The 15,296-nt window shown below is 71.4% G+C and carries 16 protein-coding genes; 10 read left to right on the top strand and 6 right to left on the bottom strand.

Annotated elements, in window-relative coordinates; translation table 11 throughout:
• Positions 1–81 precede the first annotated feature (81 nt).
• Positions 82–936 (top strand): AraC family transcriptional regulator, encoded by an 855-nt coding sequence (locus AC3A6R_RS21435; protein WP_487860138.1) that lies wholly within the window; start codon positions 82–84, stop codon positions 934–936.
• A gap of 13 nt (positions 937–949) precedes the next feature.
• Here AC3A6R_RS21435 and AC3A6R_RS21430 read toward each other — a convergent pair whose 3' ends face one another.
• Positions 950–1,861: a LysR substrate-binding domain-containing protein gene (locus tag AC3A6R_RS21430; protein ID WP_487860139.1), complete on the bottom strand. Its 912-nt coding sequence runs from the start codon at positions 1,859–1,861 to the stop codon at positions 950–952.
• Positions 1,862–1,982: 121 nt separating this feature from the next.
• Between AC3A6R_RS21430 and AC3A6R_RS21425 the strand changes: the two genes are divergently transcribed.
• From AC3A6R_RS21425 to AC3A6R_RS21405, 5 genes are all read left to right on the top strand, one after another.
• Positions 1,983–3,146, top strand: a complete 1,164-nt coding sequence (locus tag AC3A6R_RS21425) for a CaiB/BaiF CoA transferase family protein (protein ID WP_487865520.1) — start codon at positions 1,983–1,985, stop codon at positions 3,144–3,146.
• 29 nt (positions 3,147–3,175) lie between these two features.
• On the top strand, positions 3,176–4,081 hold the full coding sequence (locus tag AC3A6R_RS21420) for a dioxygenase family protein (RefSeq protein WP_487865519.1): 906 nt from the start codon (positions 3,176–3,178) through the stop codon (positions 4,079–4,081).
• An 11-nt stretch (positions 4,082–4,092) separates the two neighbouring features.
• Entirely contained in the window at positions 4,093–4,899 is an 807-nt protein-coding gene (locus tag AC3A6R_RS21415) for a citryl-CoA lyase (RefSeq protein WP_487865518.1), read from the top strand.
• A complete protein-coding gene (locus tag AC3A6R_RS21410) occupies positions 4,896–5,867 on the top strand; it encodes a Bug family tripartite tricarboxylate transporter substrate binding protein (RefSeq protein WP_487860143.1) in 972 nt (323 codons plus the stop codon). The genes AC3A6R_RS21415 and AC3A6R_RS21410 overlap by 4 nt, the downstream gene beginning before the upstream one ends.
• 76 nt (positions 5,868–5,943) lie before the next feature.
• Positions 5,944–6,915: a Bug family tripartite tricarboxylate transporter substrate binding protein gene (locus tag AC3A6R_RS21405; RefSeq protein WP_487865517.1), complete on the top strand. Its 972-nt coding sequence runs from the start codon at positions 5,944–5,946 to the stop codon at positions 6,913–6,915.
• Here the strand turns inward: AC3A6R_RS21405 and AC3A6R_RS21400 are convergent.
• From AC3A6R_RS21400 to AC3A6R_RS21380, 5 genes are all read right to left on the bottom strand, one after another.
• The gene (locus tag AC3A6R_RS21400; protein WP_487860145.1) at positions 6,912–7,604 is read right to left on the bottom strand and encodes a glycosyltransferase family 2 protein; all 693 of its coding nucleotides are present in this window, start codon (positions 7,602–7,604) and stop codon (positions 6,912–6,914) included. The two genes, AC3A6R_RS21405 and AC3A6R_RS21400, sit on opposite strands and share 4 nt — an antisense overlap.
• On the bottom strand, positions 7,601–8,212 hold the full coding sequence (locus AC3A6R_RS21395) for a methyltransferase (RefSeq protein ID WP_487860146.1): 612 nt from the start codon (positions 8,210–8,212) through the stop codon (positions 7,601–7,603). Before AC3A6R_RS21395 ends, AC3A6R_RS21400 begins: the two co-directional genes overlap by 4 nt.
• Complete coding sequence (locus AC3A6R_RS21390; protein WP_487860147.1) at positions 8,209–8,970, bottom strand: PIG-L deacetylase family protein; 762 nt, start codon at positions 8,968–8,970, stop codon at positions 8,209–8,211. The genes AC3A6R_RS21395 and AC3A6R_RS21390 overlap by 4 nt, the downstream gene beginning before the upstream one ends.
• Positions 8,958–10,007 (bottom strand): acyl-CoA dehydrogenase, encoded by a 1,050-nt coding sequence (locus tag AC3A6R_RS21385; protein WP_487860148.1) that lies wholly within the window; start codon positions 10,005–10,007, stop codon positions 8,958–8,960. The genes AC3A6R_RS21390 and AC3A6R_RS21385 overlap by 13 nt, the downstream gene beginning before the upstream one ends.
• A gap of 103 nt (positions 10,008–10,110) precedes the next feature.
• Positions 10,111–10,464, bottom strand: a complete 354-nt coding sequence (locus AC3A6R_RS21380) for a hypothetical protein (protein ID WP_487860149.1) — start codon at positions 10,462–10,464, stop codon at positions 10,111–10,113.
• Positions 10,465–10,514: 50 nt separating this feature from the next.
• Here AC3A6R_RS21380 and AC3A6R_RS21375 point away from each other — a divergent pair, with 50 nt between their 5' ends.
• The 4 genes from AC3A6R_RS21375 to AC3A6R_RS21360 are packed head-to-tail and all read left to right on the top strand — an operon-like array spanning position 10,515 to position 15,293.
• Positions 10,515–11,972: a TolC family protein gene (locus AC3A6R_RS21375; protein WP_487860150.1), complete on the top strand. Its 1,458-nt coding sequence runs from the start codon at positions 10,515–10,517 to the stop codon at positions 11,970–11,972.
• Positions 11,969–12,958, top strand: a complete 990-nt coding sequence (locus AC3A6R_RS21370; protein ID WP_487865516.1) for an HlyD family secretion protein — start codon at positions 11,969–11,971, stop codon at positions 12,956–12,958. Before AC3A6R_RS21375 ends, AC3A6R_RS21370 begins: the two co-directional genes overlap by 4 nt.
• Positions 12,959–12,972: 14 nt before the next feature.
• The gene (locus AC3A6R_RS21365; protein ID WP_487865515.1) at positions 12,973–14,151 is read left to right on the top strand and encodes an ABC transporter permease; all 1,179 of its coding nucleotides are present in this window, start codon (positions 12,973–12,975) and stop codon (positions 14,149–14,151) included.
• The gene (locus AC3A6R_RS21360; protein ID WP_487865514.1) at positions 14,151–15,293 is read left to right on the top strand and encodes an ABC transporter permease; all 1,143 of its coding nucleotides are present in this window, start codon (positions 14,151–14,153) and stop codon (positions 15,291–15,293) included. Before AC3A6R_RS21365 ends, AC3A6R_RS21360 begins: the two co-directional genes overlap by 1 nt.
• The last annotated feature ends 3 nt before the right edge of the window (positions 15,294–15,296 follow it).

Raw genomic sequence — 15,296 nt, 5'->3', positions numbered from 1 at the left:
GAGAAGCCAGTGTCTTCGCGTTCGCCGTATGATATGGCTCGTTTCGTCGGAACAACATACCTTTTCGTCCACGTACGCACCATGCTCCCACCCATCGACCGGCTCTCCGCCCTGCTCGAGCGCTTCCATGTGCGGGCTCACCTGTTCCATGCCGGCCCGCTATGCGGCACCACGAAATTCGTGGCCGAGCCGGGCCGCGGCTTTCTGCATGTGCTGCGCCGCGGCGAAATGGTGGTGACGCATTCGTCGCGTGCCGGCGTGCCGCGCCGCGTGATGGTGAAGGAGCCGACGCTGCTCTTCTATCCGCGCCCGCTCGCGCACGACTTCCACAACGCGCCTTCGGAAGGCTCCGACTTCGTCTGCGCCACGCTCGCCTTCGATGGCGGCGACATGCATCCGCTCGCGCGCGCACTGCCGCCGCTGGTACGGCTTCCGCTGCGCTCGGTGGAGGGGCTCGAGCAGTCTCTGGCACTGCTGTTCGCCGAGACCGGCCGCGTGCTGTGCGGCCATCGCCTGCTCGCCGACCGGCTGTTCGAGGTAGTGCTGATCCAGCTGATGCGCTGGCTGCTCGACCATCCGCACGAAAGCGACATGCCGCCGGGCCTGCTCACCGGCCTCGGCGATCCGGCGCTCGCGCGCGTGCTGGTGGCCCTGCACGAGCGCCCCGGTGACGCCTGGACGCTCGAGCGCATGGCGCGCGAGGCCGGCCTGTCACGCAGCGCGTTCGCCGAGCGCTTCAAGGCCGTGGTGGGCGCCACGCCCGCGGACTACCTGGCCCACTGGCGCCTGTCGATCGCGCAGGCCGAGCTGCGCCGCGGCGCCTCGATCAAGACCATCGCCGACACGCTCGGCTATGCCAATGCGTCGGCGTTGTCGCGAGTGTTCGCGCAGAAGATCGGCATGTCGCCGCGCGAGTGGCTCGCCACCCGCGACTGAAAACGGCCGGCAGCTAGCGAACCCGCGCCACGCTGTCCTGCAGGCTGCTGCGCAGCGCGAGCTTGCGCACGACGGCCGAGAACGCGCGCGTCGCTGCCGCATCGCGCGCGGCCGGCGACCACAGCATGCCCGGCGTGCGCACGGGCGTGGGGCTCTCGAGCCGGACCACGACGAGCCCCGAGAGCGGGTTCACCACGTTGGCGGCCACGATCGAGGCGAGCTGCGTCTTGGCGACGAGGTCCATCATCGGCGCCAGCGTGTTGATCTCGGCCACCACGTGCGGCGCTGCGCCGCACGAGCGAAAGCACTCGTCGAGCATCTGGCGCGTGGCGAAGCTGGCCGGCAACAGCGCCATCGGCAGGCGGTGCAGCTCCACCATGCGCACGCGCTTGCGCCGCGCGAGCGGATGCTTCTTCGCCACCACCAGCACCATCTCCTCGTTGTAGAGCGGCTCGAACTGCAGCGGCCCCGGCACGGCCGGCCGGTAGGCGATGCCGAGGTCGAGCGTGCGCTCGGCGAGGCGCGCGGCGATCTGGTCGGCCGACAGTTCCTCGACCACCACCTTCACCTGCGGATGGCGCGCATGGAAGCTGGCGATGCAGTCGGGGATGAAGCCGAGGTTGAAGGTGTGCGTCGAGCCCACGCGCAGTTCGCCCGCCACTTCAGAGCGGTCCTGGCGCAGCGCGCCGAGCCCGAGGTCGATCTCGTGCAGGGCCTTGGTGCAGTAGTGCAGGAACTCGTCGCCCGCGTCGGTCAGCGCCACGCGCTTGCCCGCGCGGTCGAAGAGCGGCGTGCCGAGCTCTTCCTCGAGCTGCTTGATCTGGTGCGACAGCGTCGACTGCGTCACGTGCAGGCGCTCGGCCGCGCGCGTGAAGTTGAGCGAGCCCGCAAGGGCGATGAAGTAGCGCAGGTGCCTCAGTTCCATGGCCTTGCCCGGGTGCGTTGATCGATGGCATCGATGGTAACGATGGAAAACAATCATTTTCCGAACCCGCGGCCGCCGCCTAGAGTTCGCGCACCCCACAACAACGACAGGAGACGACCCGGTGCATCAAGTCCTCAGCGGCATCAAGGTGCTGGAGCAAGGCACGTTCATCACGGGGCCGGCCGCGGGCATGTTCCTCGCCGACCTGGGCGCCGAGGTGGTCAAGATCGAGCAGCCTGGCGCGGGCGATCCGTTTCGCGCATTTCGCGGCGGCCTCTACAGCCCGCACTTCCAGACCTACAACCGCAACAAGCGCAGCATCACGCTCAACCCCAAGCTGCCTGCCGACGCGGCCGTGTTCGACGAGCTGGTGAAGGACGCCGACGTCTACATCCAGAACTTCCGCCCCGGCGCGGCCGATCGATTGGGCGCGGGCGAGTCGCGGCTGCGCGCGCTCAACCCGCGGCTCGTGTATTGCGCGATCAGCGGCTTCGGGCAGACCGGCCCCGCCGCTGGCCGCCCGGCCTACGACACCGTGGCCCAGGCCGCGAGCGGCTTCCTGAAGCTGCTGGTGAACCCGGCCAACCCGCGCGTGGTGGGGCCCGCGCTCGCCGACGCCATGACGGGCTTCTATGCCGCCTATGGCGTGCTCGGCGCACTGGTCGAGCGCGGCCGCACCGGCCAGGGGCGCTCGGTCGAGGTATCGATGCTCGAGGCGATGTGCCACTTCAACCTCGACGCGTTCACGCACTACTTCTCGGAGAGCGAGGTCATGGGCCCGTTCAGCCGGCCCAGCGTTTCGCAGTCGTATGTGCTCGAGTGCGCCGACGGGCTCTGGATCGCGCTGCACATGTCCTCGCCGGAGAAGTTCTGGCAGGGGCTGGCCAATGCGATCGAGCGCCCGCGCCTGTTCGCCGATGCGCGCTTCGCGTCACGCGAGGCCCGCATTGCGCACCAGGAGGACCTGATCGCGCTGCTCGGCGAGCTGTTTCGCCAGCGCCCGCGCGCGAGCTGGTGCGCACGGCTCGAGGCCGAGGACGTGCCGCATGCGCCGATGTACGACACACGCGAGGCGATGGAAGACCCGCAGGCGCTGCACCTGCAGCTTCAGGTGAGCGCGCCGCATCCCGAGGGCGGCGAGTGGCACACCATCCGCTCGCCCGTGAGCTTCGACGGCGAACGCGCGCTCGAGGTCACCGCCCCGCCGGTGCTCGGGGCCGACAACGCAGCGATCGTCGATCCCATCCGCCAGCGGCTCGGCCAAGCCGGCAGCGCCGCCGGCTGACATTGCAAGAGAACCAGGAGACAAGCCCCATGACCCCATCGAACGAAGACGAGCTGACGCAGGCCGTGCTGCAGCGGCTCGAGGGCGCGAGCGACGCGCGCTTCGCGCAGGTGATGCGCTCGCTCATCACGCACCTGCATGCCTTCATCCGCGAGGTGGACCTGCAGCCCGAAGAATGGATGCAGGGCATTGAATTCCTGACCGCGACCGGGCAGGCCTGCACCGACCGCCGCCAGGAGTTCATCCTGCTGTCGGACACGCTGGGCGCCTCGATGATGGTGGTGATCCTCGACCAGCTGCGCGCCGCGGCCGGCAAGCGCAGCCGTGCCACCGAAGCCACCGAGATCAGCGAGGCCACGCACGCCACCGTGCAGGGTCCGTTCTACTGGGAGGGCGCGCCCGACTTGCCGCTCGGCGCCGACGTGGCGCAGGGCGCGCGCGGGGAGCCCACCTTCTACAGCGGCCGCGTCACCGACACCCAAGGCCGCCCGATCGAGGGCGCGCTGCTCGACATCTGGTCGGGCGACGGCGAAGGCGTCTACGACATGCAGGTCGAGGGCGCGACCATGTCCGCGCGCGGCCGCATCCGCACCGACCACGAGGGCCGCTACTGGTTCTGGTCGATCCGGCCGACCTTCTATCCGATCCCGGTCGATGGCCCAGTGGGACGCATGCTCGATGCGATGGGCCGGCATCCCAACCGCCCGGGCCACATCCACATGATGGTCTCGGCGCCCAACCATGTGCCCGTGACCACGCACCTGTTCGTCGCGGGCAGCCCCTACATCGAGTCCGACGCGGTGTTCGGCGTGCGCCCGCGGCTCATCGTCGATTTCGAGGCCCACCCCGCGGGCCGCGCGCCCGACGGCCGGCTGCTGGAGACGCCCTACTGGTCGGCGCATTACGACTTCCGCCTCGAACCTCGCCACGCCTGAAGGAACCCGCCATGAAGATCGGAAAATCCACCGTCCCGCGCAGCGCCATCTGCACCTCGGACGAACACACCATCGTCGTGCGCGGCCAGGACCTGTGCCGCGACCTCATCGGCCAGCTGTCGTTCGCCGACTACTTCTTCCTGCTGCTGACCGGCCGCCGTCCCGACGCCGCGTGCAGCGCGGTGCTCAATGCCACGCTGGTCGCGATCGCCGAACACGGCCTGGTGCCGAGCGTGCAGGCCAGCCGCATGACCTTCGCGGCGGCGCCCGACGCGCTGCAGGGTGCGGTGGCGGCAGGCATCCTCGGCTGCGGCTCGGTGATCCTCGGCGCCTCCGAGACCGCCGGGCGCCTGTTCGTCGACGTGGCGGCGCGCACCGACGAGGGCGCGACGCTCGAGGACGCCGCCGCCGAAGCGATCGGCCGGCTCAAGGCGGCGCGCGCCGCGATACCGGGCTACGGCCATCCGCTGCACAAGGCGCGCGACCCGCGCGTCGACCGGCTGATCGAGGTGGCCACCGAAGCCGGCGCCGACCTGCGCTACGTGCGCATCGCGCAGGCGCTCGAAGACGCGATCCCGGGCATCGTCGGCAAGGACCTGCGCATGAACGTCTCGGCCGCGATTCCCGCGGTGCTGCTCGGCGTGGGTTTTCCGGTCGCGTCGCTGCGCGGCGTGCCGATCCTTGCGCGCACCGCGGGCCTGATCGCCCACCTCGCGGAAGAAGCCGAGACGCCGAGCGGCTTTGCGCTTTCCTACCAGGCCACGCGCGAGCTGCAGTACGACGGCACGCTGCCCGCCGGCTTCGGGGAGGCGGCATGAAGCGCCGCGCGCTCGTGGCGGCGGCGGCGCTGGCCGCCACGCTCCCGGTGCCGCACGGCATGGCCTGGGCCCAGGCGGGCGGCGATGCGCGGCCGATCAAGCTCATCGTGCCGTTCGCGGCCGGCACCTCGACCGACATCGTGGGCCGCGTGCTGGCCGATGCGCTCGGGCGCCAACTCTCGCAGGCCGTGGTCGTGGACAACCGGCCCGGCGCCGGCGGTGCCATCGGCAGCGAGCTGGCGGTGCGCTCGGGCGCCGATGGCCACACGCTGCTGCTCGGCACGGTCGGCACGCACGCAATCAACGCATCGCTCTACAAGCGGCTCGGCTACAGCCCGCAGCGCGACTTCGTGCCGCTCGGCTTCGTCGGTGCCACGCCGACGCTGCTGGTGGTCGCGGCCGCGGCGCCGTGGAAGAGCGTGGCGGACCTGCGCCAGGCGAGCGGCAAGTCGGTGAGCTTCGCCTCGGCCGGAAACGGAACCTCGGGCCACCTCGCGGGCGAGCTGCTCAACCTGCGCCTCGGCAAGGACTTCGTGCACGTGCCCTACCGCGACGGCAACCAGGCGCTCAACGAAGTGATCGCGGGCAACGTGCAGTTCATGTTCTATCACCCGGCCGCCGTGCTGCCGCAGGTGCGCGCGGGCACGCTGCGCGCGCTCGGTGCATCGAGCGCGAAACGCAGCGCGGCCGCGCCCGAGGTGCCCACGCTCGCCGAGCAGGGCATCGCCGACTTCGACCTGGTCGCGTGGTTCATGTTGTATGCGCCCGCCGCGATGCCCGCCGCGCAGCGCGAGCGGCTGCGCGAGGCGGCGCAGGCGGTGCTGGCCCAGCCCGAGGTGCAGCGCCGGCTCGCGGCCCAGGGCATCGAGCCCGCCGCCATGGACAGCGTGGAGATGAGCGCCTTCGCGACGGCCGAGATCGCGAAATGGGGCGAGGCCGTGCGCCGCTCGGGTGCGCAGGTCGATTGACGCGTACGGCACCGAGATCAAAAAACCACAGGAGACAAGCATGCGTTCGACAACGACGACAACCACAACAAGCCTCATGCGGAAGATGCTCGGCCTGGCACTGGGCCTCGCAAGCCTCGTGGCCGCGGCCCCCGCATCCGCCCAAACCCCCGCCGGCGGATGGCCGAGCAAGCCGATCCGCATCGTGGTGGGCTTCGCGCCCGGCACGCCGCCCGACATCTTCGCGCGCATGTATGGCGAGTACGCGGGCCGCAAGCTCGGCGTGCCCGTGATGATCGACAACCGGCCCGGCACCGCCGGCACCCTCGCCTCCGACACCGTCGCGAAGGCGCCCGCCGACGGCTACACCTTTCTGTACAACCTCTCGACGGCGTTCACGATCAATCCCTACATCTACAGCAAGCTGCCGTTCGACCCCGAGAAGGACCTGACCCCGGTCGCCACCACGATGCGCCAGGGTCTCGTGCTGATCGCCACCACCAAGTTCCCTGCCAAGACGCTCAAGGAACTCGTGGCCGCGGCGAAGGAGAAGCCGGGCACCTATTCGCACGCCTCCTACGGCGCGGGCAGCCCGTCGCAGCTCATCGTGGAGTCGCTCAAGGACGAGGTCGGCATCGACATGCTCCATGTGCCCTACCGCGCGAGCCCGATCGCCGACCTGGTCGGCGGCCAGGTCGACACGCTGATGGAGCCGATCGCCACCGGCTACCCGCTGATCAGCGCCGGCCGCGTGAAGGCACTGGCCTACTCGGGACCGGAGCGTCACCCCGCGCTGCCCGACGTGCCTACGCTGTCCGAGGCGATGCCCGGCTACTCGATGATGTCGTGGCACGGCATCTGGGCGCCCGCGGCCACGCCTGCGGCGGTGCTCGAGCGCTTCAACGCGGTGTTCGTGGAGGCGAGCAAGGACCCCGACCTGGCCCGCCGCATCCGCGAGCTCAACAGCGAGCCGCTCGGCGTGACGCGCGCGGAAATGACGGCGATGGTGCGCCGCGATGCCGAGATCTACAGCCGCGTGGTGAAGGCGCGCAACATCCGCGTCGATTAGGGCGGAATCGGCGAGAGGCCGGGCGCTTGCATGGCCGCCATCGCCAGCAGCGTCTCGCCGAACCCGCCCCGCGCACGCGGGTCGGTGCGCGCGCTCGTCACGACGCGCGGGCCCGCGCTCCAGGCGATGCTGGCGCCCGCGGCCTCGAGCGCCTCCACCAGCGCCACGTCTTCGCTGCACGCCAGCGGCGAGAAGCCACCGGCGCGAAGGTAGGCCGCGGTCGAGACGCCCAAGTTGGCGCCGTGCACGTGCCGATGGCCATCGGCGCGGTTGTAACGCCCTTCGAAGAACGCGCGCACGGCTTCATCGTTGGCGCCGTGGGCAGTCCAGTCGTTCACCTCCACGCAGCCGCACACGGCATCGGCGCCTTCCGCGAGCTGCATCACCAGCCAGTCGCGCGAAACCATGGTGTCGGCATCGGTGAAGGCGAGCCAGCGCGCGCCGGCCGAGATGCATAGCTCGGCGCCCCGCGCGCGGGCCACGCCCACGTTGCGCGCGGCCAGCTTCAGGCACGCGACGCCGTGCGCATCGACCACGTCTTCAGTGCCGTCGCTGCAGCTGTCGAGCACGACCACCACTTCGACGGCTTCGCCATGCAGGCCCGGGTGCGCCGCGGCCGAGCGCAGCGCGTCCAGCGCGGCGCCGATGCGCTCGCATTCGTTGTGCGCGGGGACGATGACGCCGATCAACGGATGCCGTCCCGCTGCGCCACCGAGCGCGGGTCGCGAGACCACACTTGTAGCACGAAGTCGTCTTCCTCGTGGAGCACGAGCCGCGCAAGGCCAAGATCGGCAAGGATGCTGTGCGCATCGGCCGTTGCCAAAGCGCGCTGCGCGAAGCCCGGCCGCCAGTCGCATGCGACCAGCGTACCCTCGGCGAGCAGAGAGGTCGCGCAGCATTCGGCGACGCGCTGCATCTCGGCGCGCTGCAGGAAGTAACCCACTTCGCTGAGCACGATGAGGTCGAAGCCGCCCGCATCGTGTGGCCAGCCCTCGGGAATGGCGTGGCGGTCGACGCGCACCTGCGGGAATGATTCGGTGCGCTTGCGCGCGATCGTGACCGCCTGGTCCGAGAAGTCGCTGGCCACGAGCTCGTCGCAGCGCGGCGCGAGCGCGAACGTCAGTTCGCCGATGCCGCAGCCCGGTTCATAGGCACGCCGAAAGCGTGCCTGCGGCAACGCGGCCAGCAGCACTGCGCGCTTGCGGGCCTCGTACCAGCGCTCGCGCACCGCGTAGGGGTCGTCGCTCTCGGCATAGAGCGCATCGAAATAAGGAAGCCGATCCTGCACCGCGCTCACAGGAACATGACCTCGTAGGGGCGCGCGGCGCGCGCCACGGTGCTGGCGCGCAGCACGGGCCCCGCGCCGGTTGAAGCGTCGAACCGCAGCTGGCTCGTGAAGGCGCGAACGGCCGCGCGCTTGCGCCGCACCGCTTCGCCGCTGAGGGGAAGGCGGACCGCGTTCTTCCAAGGCATGCGCGCGTCGCCGGGCTGCGACCAATGCCAGCCCCAGACCGGCACTTCGACGAGCCGGGCACCCGCGGCGGCCGAGGCCAGCGCACAGGCTTCGCCGGTCGCTTCATGGTCCGGGTGCCCGTCCCCGCGCCAGGTGGTGAAGACCACGTCGCGCGGACGCAGCAGCGGCACGAGCCGCGCGGCCAGCAGCGCGCGCAGGGCCTGGAGCCCGCCGTCGGGCAGTGCTAGGCGCAAGGGTTCGATCGCCAGGCCGAGCCGCCGCAATGCACGCATTGTTTCGCGCGGGCGGACCTGCGCCAGCCGGTCGGCGGACCATTCCGCCGAGCCGGCATGGCTCGCCGTGCCGTCGGTCACGGCGATCAGTTGCACCGGCGTGCCGCGATCCGCCAGTTGCGCGAGCAGGCCGCCCACCGCAAGCACTTCGTCGTCGGGGTGCGGCGCCACAACCACGGCACGCGACCCGTGCTCCGGGACCAGGGTGTCCAGGTCGACGGCGGGCAAATCGGCCAGGCCGGCCCAGCGATGCCATTCGGCCTCGCTGGTGCCTTCGCCCCCGATTACCCTGCGCGCTACAGGCGCCATGCCGATACCTCCTCGGGGGTACCAGCGGTGCCCGCCTCGCCGTCCGCATCCACCGACAGGTGTCCGAGCGCGGCCAGGTCGCGCTCGGCATGGCTCTGGCGCAGAAAGACGGGCAGGTCGGCCATGGCGTGCGCGAACTTCGCGTCGCGGCACAGCGGGCCGGCGCCGACCGCGCGGCCGGCGTGATGGATCACCTCCAGCGCCGCCTGTTCCACGGCCAGGCGAACGCGCCGCGCCGGACGCTCGGCGTCGCCTTGCGGATGGCGGTCGATCCACGCCGCGGTTTCGCGCAGCAGCGCAGCCGCACTGCACATGGCCACCTCGATGGCGCCGAGGTGCGCGAGCCGGTGCGCGTCGGCCTTGGCGCCGGTGGCTTGGCGCACCTGCCGTGCGATGCCCGATGCGCCACCGAACCAGCATGCGGCGATACCCGCCCCGCCTTGCCAGAAACCTGGCCGGCGCACGTAGTCGCCGGGCCGTCCGATCAGCGTGGCGCGCGCGCCGTCGAAGCGGACATCGACACTCGCGCACGCGGCCATGCCCACCGCGTGCCAGCCTTCGTCCGTGACGCGAACGCCCGGCTCGGTCATGCCCACGGCGGCGAGGCAGGGCTCGCCAGCGGCGTTCCAGCCACTCACGAGTGCGTGCGTCACCTGGCTCGCGCCAGAACACCAGGCCTTGGTTCCGTGCAGGCGGACGACGGGTCCCTCGCCTCGGGCATCGGCTTCGAAGGCGAGCCGCGCGTCGGGCGGCTCGGCACACCATGTGCCCCAGCGGGCGCCCGGCAGCGTGGCCGGCGCGCCGCCCAACTCCGCCAGGATGGCCAGCGCATCGGTGTGCCCTTCAAAGAGCTTGACCAGCGAGAGATCGTGCGCAGCCACGGCGGCGAGCGCGCGCCAGCGCGCCAGCGTGTGGCCTGCGCCGGGGCGCGGCAGCTTGTCGGCGCCCGCTTCGACGAGGTGCGCGAGCCTCAGGCTCCGGCCATGGCGCGATGCGAGCGATGAAAAGAGGTCCCAAGTCGGGCCGATGTCGAGCATGAGCCGAGCGTAGGAAACGGAAATGAGCGGGCCCGTCGGCGGGGAGCCTCGCACGTTGTAGGCGCTCAGCCGTGGCGCAGCCGCGCTGCCGCGGCGGTGCCTGCTAGGTCCGTCGCACTTCCATCACCCCATGCTCGGCGGCCTGTTCGTAGACGGCAGGCACGCGCGTGGCCAGGTGCAGCAGGATGCGCGGCGCCTGGGTGCGGACCGACCAGCGCAGCAGAATGCCGGCCGCCACCAGTGCGCCGCCGAGCCATGGATGGCCCGCAAGCGCCGCGGCGATGCCGGGGCCGACGAGCGCCATCGCGAGCACCGTGGCGTACGTGCGATGCGAGACGAAGGGCGCCGCCAGCTTGGGATTGACGATGACCCGGAAGCGCCCCTGCGGAAGTCCCTGGCGGAACTCCTCGAAGGGGATGTATTCGGCGGTCTCCTGCGGATCGTTCGTTCGGGTCATGCCCGCATTCTGGCGCCAAACCGGCCGCGCACCGCACAAACGAGCGCCCCGTGCGCCGCGATACGATGGCGGCCATGTCGCCGCGCGCCCTTCTTCTTCTCGTCTCGGCCATGCTGCCCGTGGCGGCGCTGGCGCCCGCCGGCGCCGCGCATGCGCAGGCCCAGGAGGAAACCCTTTCGATGAGCTTCGACGCCGCGCGTGCGCGCATGCGCGACCGTTCCGACAAGCTCGCGGCCGCGCGCGCCGGCGTCGAGTCGAAGCAACTGCAGGGCGAAGGCCTCAAGGGCCTTGGCGGTCCGGTGCTGAGCGTTTCGGGCCTGGCCTATGCATACAACGCCAACCTGAACCTCGACCTCGATCCGCTCAACCAGCGCATCGGCCAGATCGGCCAGGCGCTGCCTTCATCGCTGCAGGGCCTGGTCGCGCGCGTGCCGATCCCGCAGCTGCCCAACAGCTACACGCTCAACCGGCACGACACCGGCGCCAACGCGTCGGTGTCGGCCGTCTGGCCGATCTACCTGGGCGGCGCGACCGAGGCGGTGCGCGGCTTCGTGTCGGCCCAGACGCGCGAGGCCGAAGCCGACGCCGACCAAGCCAGCCACGAGGTCGAGACGGTGCTGGTGCAGCGCTACTTCGGCGCCCAGCTCGCGCAGCGCGCCGCCATGTTGCGGGCGCAGGCCGAGCGCACCATCGCGCAGCACGACGCGGCGGCGCAGAAGATGCTCGCGGCCGGCGTGATCTCGCGCGTCGAAAGGCTGCAGGCCAGCGCCGCCTACGAAGAGGCACGGCGCAATGCGCGCAAGGCCGAGGACGATGCCGCACTGGCCGCCGTGGCGCTTGCGCGCACGGTGCGCGCCGAGGGCATGATCGCGCCACAGACGCCGCTCTTCGTGTCGAGCCAGCCGGTCGAGCCGCTGTCGTACTTCATCGACGCGGCGCTGCTGCGCCATCCGGGCCTCGGCAAGGTGGCGGCCAAGAAGATGCAGGCCGAGCAGCTGCACGAAGGCGAGGAGGCGCTGCGCCGGCCGCAGGTCATCGCCTTCGGCACGCGCCAGCTCAAGAGCGGCAATGCCGACTGGGTGGCCGGCCTGGGCGTGCGCTGGACGCTCTACGACGCGGTCGACCGCGACGCGCTCGCGGCGTCTTCGCAGAAGCAGGTCGAGCAGGCCGAGCGCACCGGCGCACAGGCCCGCAGCGACATCTCGCTCTTGGTCGAGCGCAACTGGCGCGCGCTGGAGAACGCGCGCCGGCAATACCTGGGCATGCAGGCCGCCATCGACCTGGCCGAGGAAGTGCGCAGGCTGCGCGTGGCCGGGCTGCGCGAGGGCACCAGCACCACGCTCGACCTGATCGACGCCGAGACCAACCATGCGAAGGTGCTGACCGAACGCGCGCAGGCCGCGAACGACTACGTGCAGGCGCTCGCGCAGTTGCTCGAGAGCGCGGGCCTGTCCGAGAAATTTTCCGACTACATCGCACGCGCCGACCTGAGGGTGAACGACCAATGACAACAAGTGCCAAGACCCGCCGACTGATCGCCATCGGCCTGGCGCTGGGCCTGCTCGTGCTGCTGGTGTGGGGCTTCTGGCGCGCGGCGCAGCCGCCGCCCGAGGTGTTCCAGGGCCAGATGGAAGCGCGCGAGACCGACATCGCCGGCAAGGTGACCGGCCGCATCGCCGAGGTGCTGGTGAAGGAAGGCGATCGCATCCAGGCCGGTGCGCTGCTCATCCGCATAGACAGCCCCGAGGTCGCGGCCAAGATCGCGCAGGCCACCGCGGCGCAGCAGGCCGCCGAGGCCGTGGCACGCAAGGCGCAGAACGGCGCGCGGCCGCAAGAAGTGGAGATGGCGCGCATGCAGTGGCAGCGCGCCGAAACCGCCGCGCAGCTCGCGCAAACCTCGTTGCGCCGCGTCGACGGGCTGGCGCGCGAAGGCCTGGTGGCCGAGCAGAAGCGCGACGAGGCCGAGGCCAACTGGAAAGCCTCGCGCGACGCGGCCCTTGCGGCCAAGGCCCAGTACGACATGGCACGCATCGGCGCCCGACCCGAGGACAAGGCCGCCGCCGACGCGCAGGTGCGCCAGGTCACCGGCGTGCTCGCCGAGGCCGAGGCGGCCCAGGCCGAGACCGAACTGCGCAGCCCCGTGGCGGGCGAGGTCGCGAAGGTGCTGGCCCGGGTCGGCGAGCTGTCGCCGCAGGGCGTGGCCGTGGTCACGGTGGTCGACCTCAACGACCAGTGGGTGGTGCTCAACGTGCGCGAGGACCGGCTCGCGCGCTTTGCCGTCGGCAGCGAGTTCGATGCGGTGCTGCCTGCGCTGCCCGAGGCCGCACGCAGCGCCCGCTTCAAGGTGCACTACAGCGCCGCCCTGCCCGACTTCGCCACCTGGCGCGCCACGCGCGGCGGCGCGGGCTTCGACGTGCGCACCTTCGAAGTCCGCGCACGGCCGCTGCAGCCGATCGCCGGTGCGCGGCCGGGCATGAGCGTGCTGGTCGACTAGGGCCGGTCAACACCATGCGCGGGTTCGCTGCAGCCAGTGCCCGGCGCGAGTTCGCGCTGCTGCGCACGCGGCCCTGGGACCTGGCCATGGTCAGCTGGGTGCCGCTGCTAGCGGTGACGCTCATCTGGTGGATTTTTTCTGCCGGCCTGCCGAACCGCCTGCCGATCGGCGTGCTCGACCAGGACCATTCCGCGCTCTCGCGCCAGCTGGTGCGCTTTCTCGAGGCGACCCCCGGCCTGCGCGTCACGCAGCAGTACGCCGACGAGGCCGCCATGGCGCGTGCGCTCACCAGCGGCGCGGTCGATGCCGCGGTGCAGCTGCCGCGTGAACTCAGCCGCGACGTGAAGCAGGGGCGCACCGGACACGTGGTGCTGCTGCACAACGCGCAGCTGGGCACGCACTCGAGCCTGATCCAGCGCGACGTGCGCACCGCCGTGGCCACCGTGTCGGTGGGCGTGGAGCTGGCCGTGCGCAACAAGCGCGGCGAATCGATGGCCGGCGCGCGCCGCAGCATGGAGCCGATCCGCGCCAGCACCGTGGCGCTGTTCAACACCTCGCTCGACTACGAGCAGTTTCTCGGCGCCGCGCTGATCCCGGCGCTGCTGCACATCCTGGCGATGACCGCGGGCGCCTGGACCGTGGGCCGCGAGCTGCGCGACCGCAGCCTCGGTGCATGGCTCGGTGCCGCGCCGCGCTGGCGCGAAGCGCTGGCCGCGCTGGCGGGCAAGCTCGCACTGCCGTTCGCGAGCCTTGCGGCCGTGGGCATCGCCGGCATGTTGTGGGTCACTGGCGGGCGCGGCTGGCATCCGGCCGGCTCGCTCGGATGGACGCTGTTCGCGCTGGCGGTGTTCCTGGCGCTGTCGATCGCGCTCGGCGCCTTCGCCGCCGGCATCACGCGCTCGCTGCGCACCGCGCTGTCGGCCACCGGCTTCATCACGGCGCCGGCCTTCGCTTTCGGCGGCGTGGGGTTCCCGCTCGTCGCGATGCCGTTCTTTGCGCAGGCCTGGGCGCTGCTGCTGCCGTACACGCACTACATCCGGGTGCAGATGGAGCAGCTCCAGATGGGGGCGCCGCTCATGTACTCGCTGGCGGCGCCGCTCTGGATGGCGCTCGCCACCGCGCTGCTGCTGGCCGCCTCCGCCGTGGCACTGGCACGTGCCGCGCGTGCGCCGGAAACATGGGGAGGCCGCTGATGCGCGAGGCCTTCCGCGACACCGCACGGACCGTGCTGCGCGACAAGGGCGTGCTGCTGATCATGCTGCTCGCGCCGCTGATCTACGGCTTCTTCTATCCGTGGCCTTATGGCGACCAGGCGGTGACGCGCGTGCCGGTGGCCGTGGTCGACCAGGACCACAGTGCGCTGTCGCGCCAGGTCACGCGTTTCGCGCAGGCCAACCCGCGGCTCGACGTGCGCATGCTCACCGGCGACCTGCACGCGGCGCAGCAGGCGCTCTGGCGCGGCGAGATCGAGGGCTACGCGCTGCTGCCCGCCGACCTCAAGCGCGACGTGCTGCGCGGTGCCGGCGCGGTGGTCACCATCGAAGGCAACGGCGCCTATGCGCTGCTCAACAAGGCAGTGCTCTACGGCTTCTCGGAAGCGGTCGGCACGGTTTCGGCCGGCGTCGAGATCCGCAAGCTGCAGGCCGGCGGCCAGGGCGCGCTGCAGGCGGCGGCGAGCCGCAGCCCGCTCGACACCGAGCTGGTGGCGCTGTTCAACCCGACCGAAGGCTACGGCAGCTACGTGGTGCCGGCGGTCGCGCTGCTGATCCTGCAGCAGACGCTGCTGATGGGCTGCGCGATGCTCGCGGGCACCTGGGCCGAGGCCGGCCGGCTGCGCGCCACCGCGGGCGCCTGGCTCGGCCGGCTCGCTGCGCTCACAGGCTTCGGCCTGCTGAGCGGGCTCTTCTATTTTGGCTGGGTGTTCTGGCTGCAGGACTACCCGCGCGGCGGCAATCCGCTCGGCGCGCTGGTGCTGCTGGCTTTCTACGTGCCCGCGATCTGCACGCTCGGCCTGCTGCTGAGCTGCTGGTTGCGCGACCGCGAGCGCGCGCTGCAGGTGCTGTTGTTCACCGCCCTGCCGATGGCGTTCCTGTCGGGCTTCTCCTGGCCGGTCGAGGCCCTGCCCGGTCCACTGCAGGTGCTGCGCTGGATCTTCCCGAGCACGGCCGGCATCCAGGCGTCGCTGCGGCTCAACCAGATGGGCGCACCGCTGCACGACGTGCTGCCGCATCTGGCGGTGCTGGCGGGCCTGGCACTGGCCGGACTGGCTGCGCTGCTGTGGGTTGCGCGGCCCGTCGGTGGCCGCCGCCGGGCCGAGGCACAGGCAAGGCCGTGACCC

The sequence above is a fragment of the Variovorax sp. Soil_C_19 genome (genome assembly GCF_057657255.1).
The sequence above is the reverse complement of the archived record's forward strand: the minus strand, read 5'-3'. Positions and strand labels throughout refer to the sequence as shown.

Bases quoted from the DNA above. Each gene is read 5' to 3' on its own strand.
- AC3A6R_RS21430 (WP_487860139.1), bottom strand. From the start codon at position 1,861: ATGGAACTGAGGCACCTGCGCTACTTCATCGCCCTTGCGGGCTCGCTC.
- AC3A6R_RS21390 (WP_487860147.1), bottom strand. From the start codon at position 8,970: ATGGCGCCTGTAGCGCGCAGGGTAATCGGGGGCGAAGGCACCAGCGAG.
- AC3A6R_RS21370 (WP_487865516.1), top strand. From the start codon at position 11,969: ATGACAACAAGTGCCAAGACCCGCCGACTGATCGCCATCGGCCTGGCG.
- AC3A6R_RS21360 (WP_487865514.1), top strand. From the start codon at position 14,151: ATGCGCGAGGCCTTCCGCGACACCGCACGGACCGTGCTGCGCGACAAG.
- AC3A6R_RS21420 (WP_487865519.1), top strand. From the start codon at position 3,176: ATGACCCCATCGAACGAAGACGAGCTGACGCAGGCCGTGCTGCAGCGG.
- AC3A6R_RS21435 (WP_487860138.1), top strand. From the start codon at position 82: ATGCTCCCACCCATCGACCGGCTCTCCGCCCTGCTCGAGCGCTTCCAT.
- AC3A6R_RS21380 (WP_487860149.1), bottom strand. From the start codon at position 10,464: ATGACCCGAACGAACGATCCGCAGGAGACCGCCGAATACATCCCCTTC.
- AC3A6R_RS21405 (WP_487865517.1), top strand. From the start codon at position 5,944: ATGCGGAAGATGCTCGGCCTGGCACTGGGCCTCGCAAGCCTCGTGGCC.
- AC3A6R_RS21365 (WP_487865515.1), top strand. From the start codon at position 12,973: ATGCGCGGGTTCGCTGCAGCCAGTGCCCGGCGCGAGTTCGCGCTGCTG.
- AC3A6R_RS21385 (WP_487860148.1), bottom strand. From the start codon at position 10,007: ATGCTCGACATCGGCCCGACTTGGGACCTCTTTTCATCGCTCGCATCG.
- AC3A6R_RS21410 (WP_487860143.1), top strand. From the start codon at position 4,896: ATGAAGCGCCGCGCGCTCGTGGCGGCGGCGGCGCTGGCCGCCACGCTC.
- AC3A6R_RS21415 (WP_487865518.1), top strand. From the start codon at position 4,093: ATGAAGATCGGAAAATCCACCGTCCCGCGCAGCGCCATCTGCACCTCG.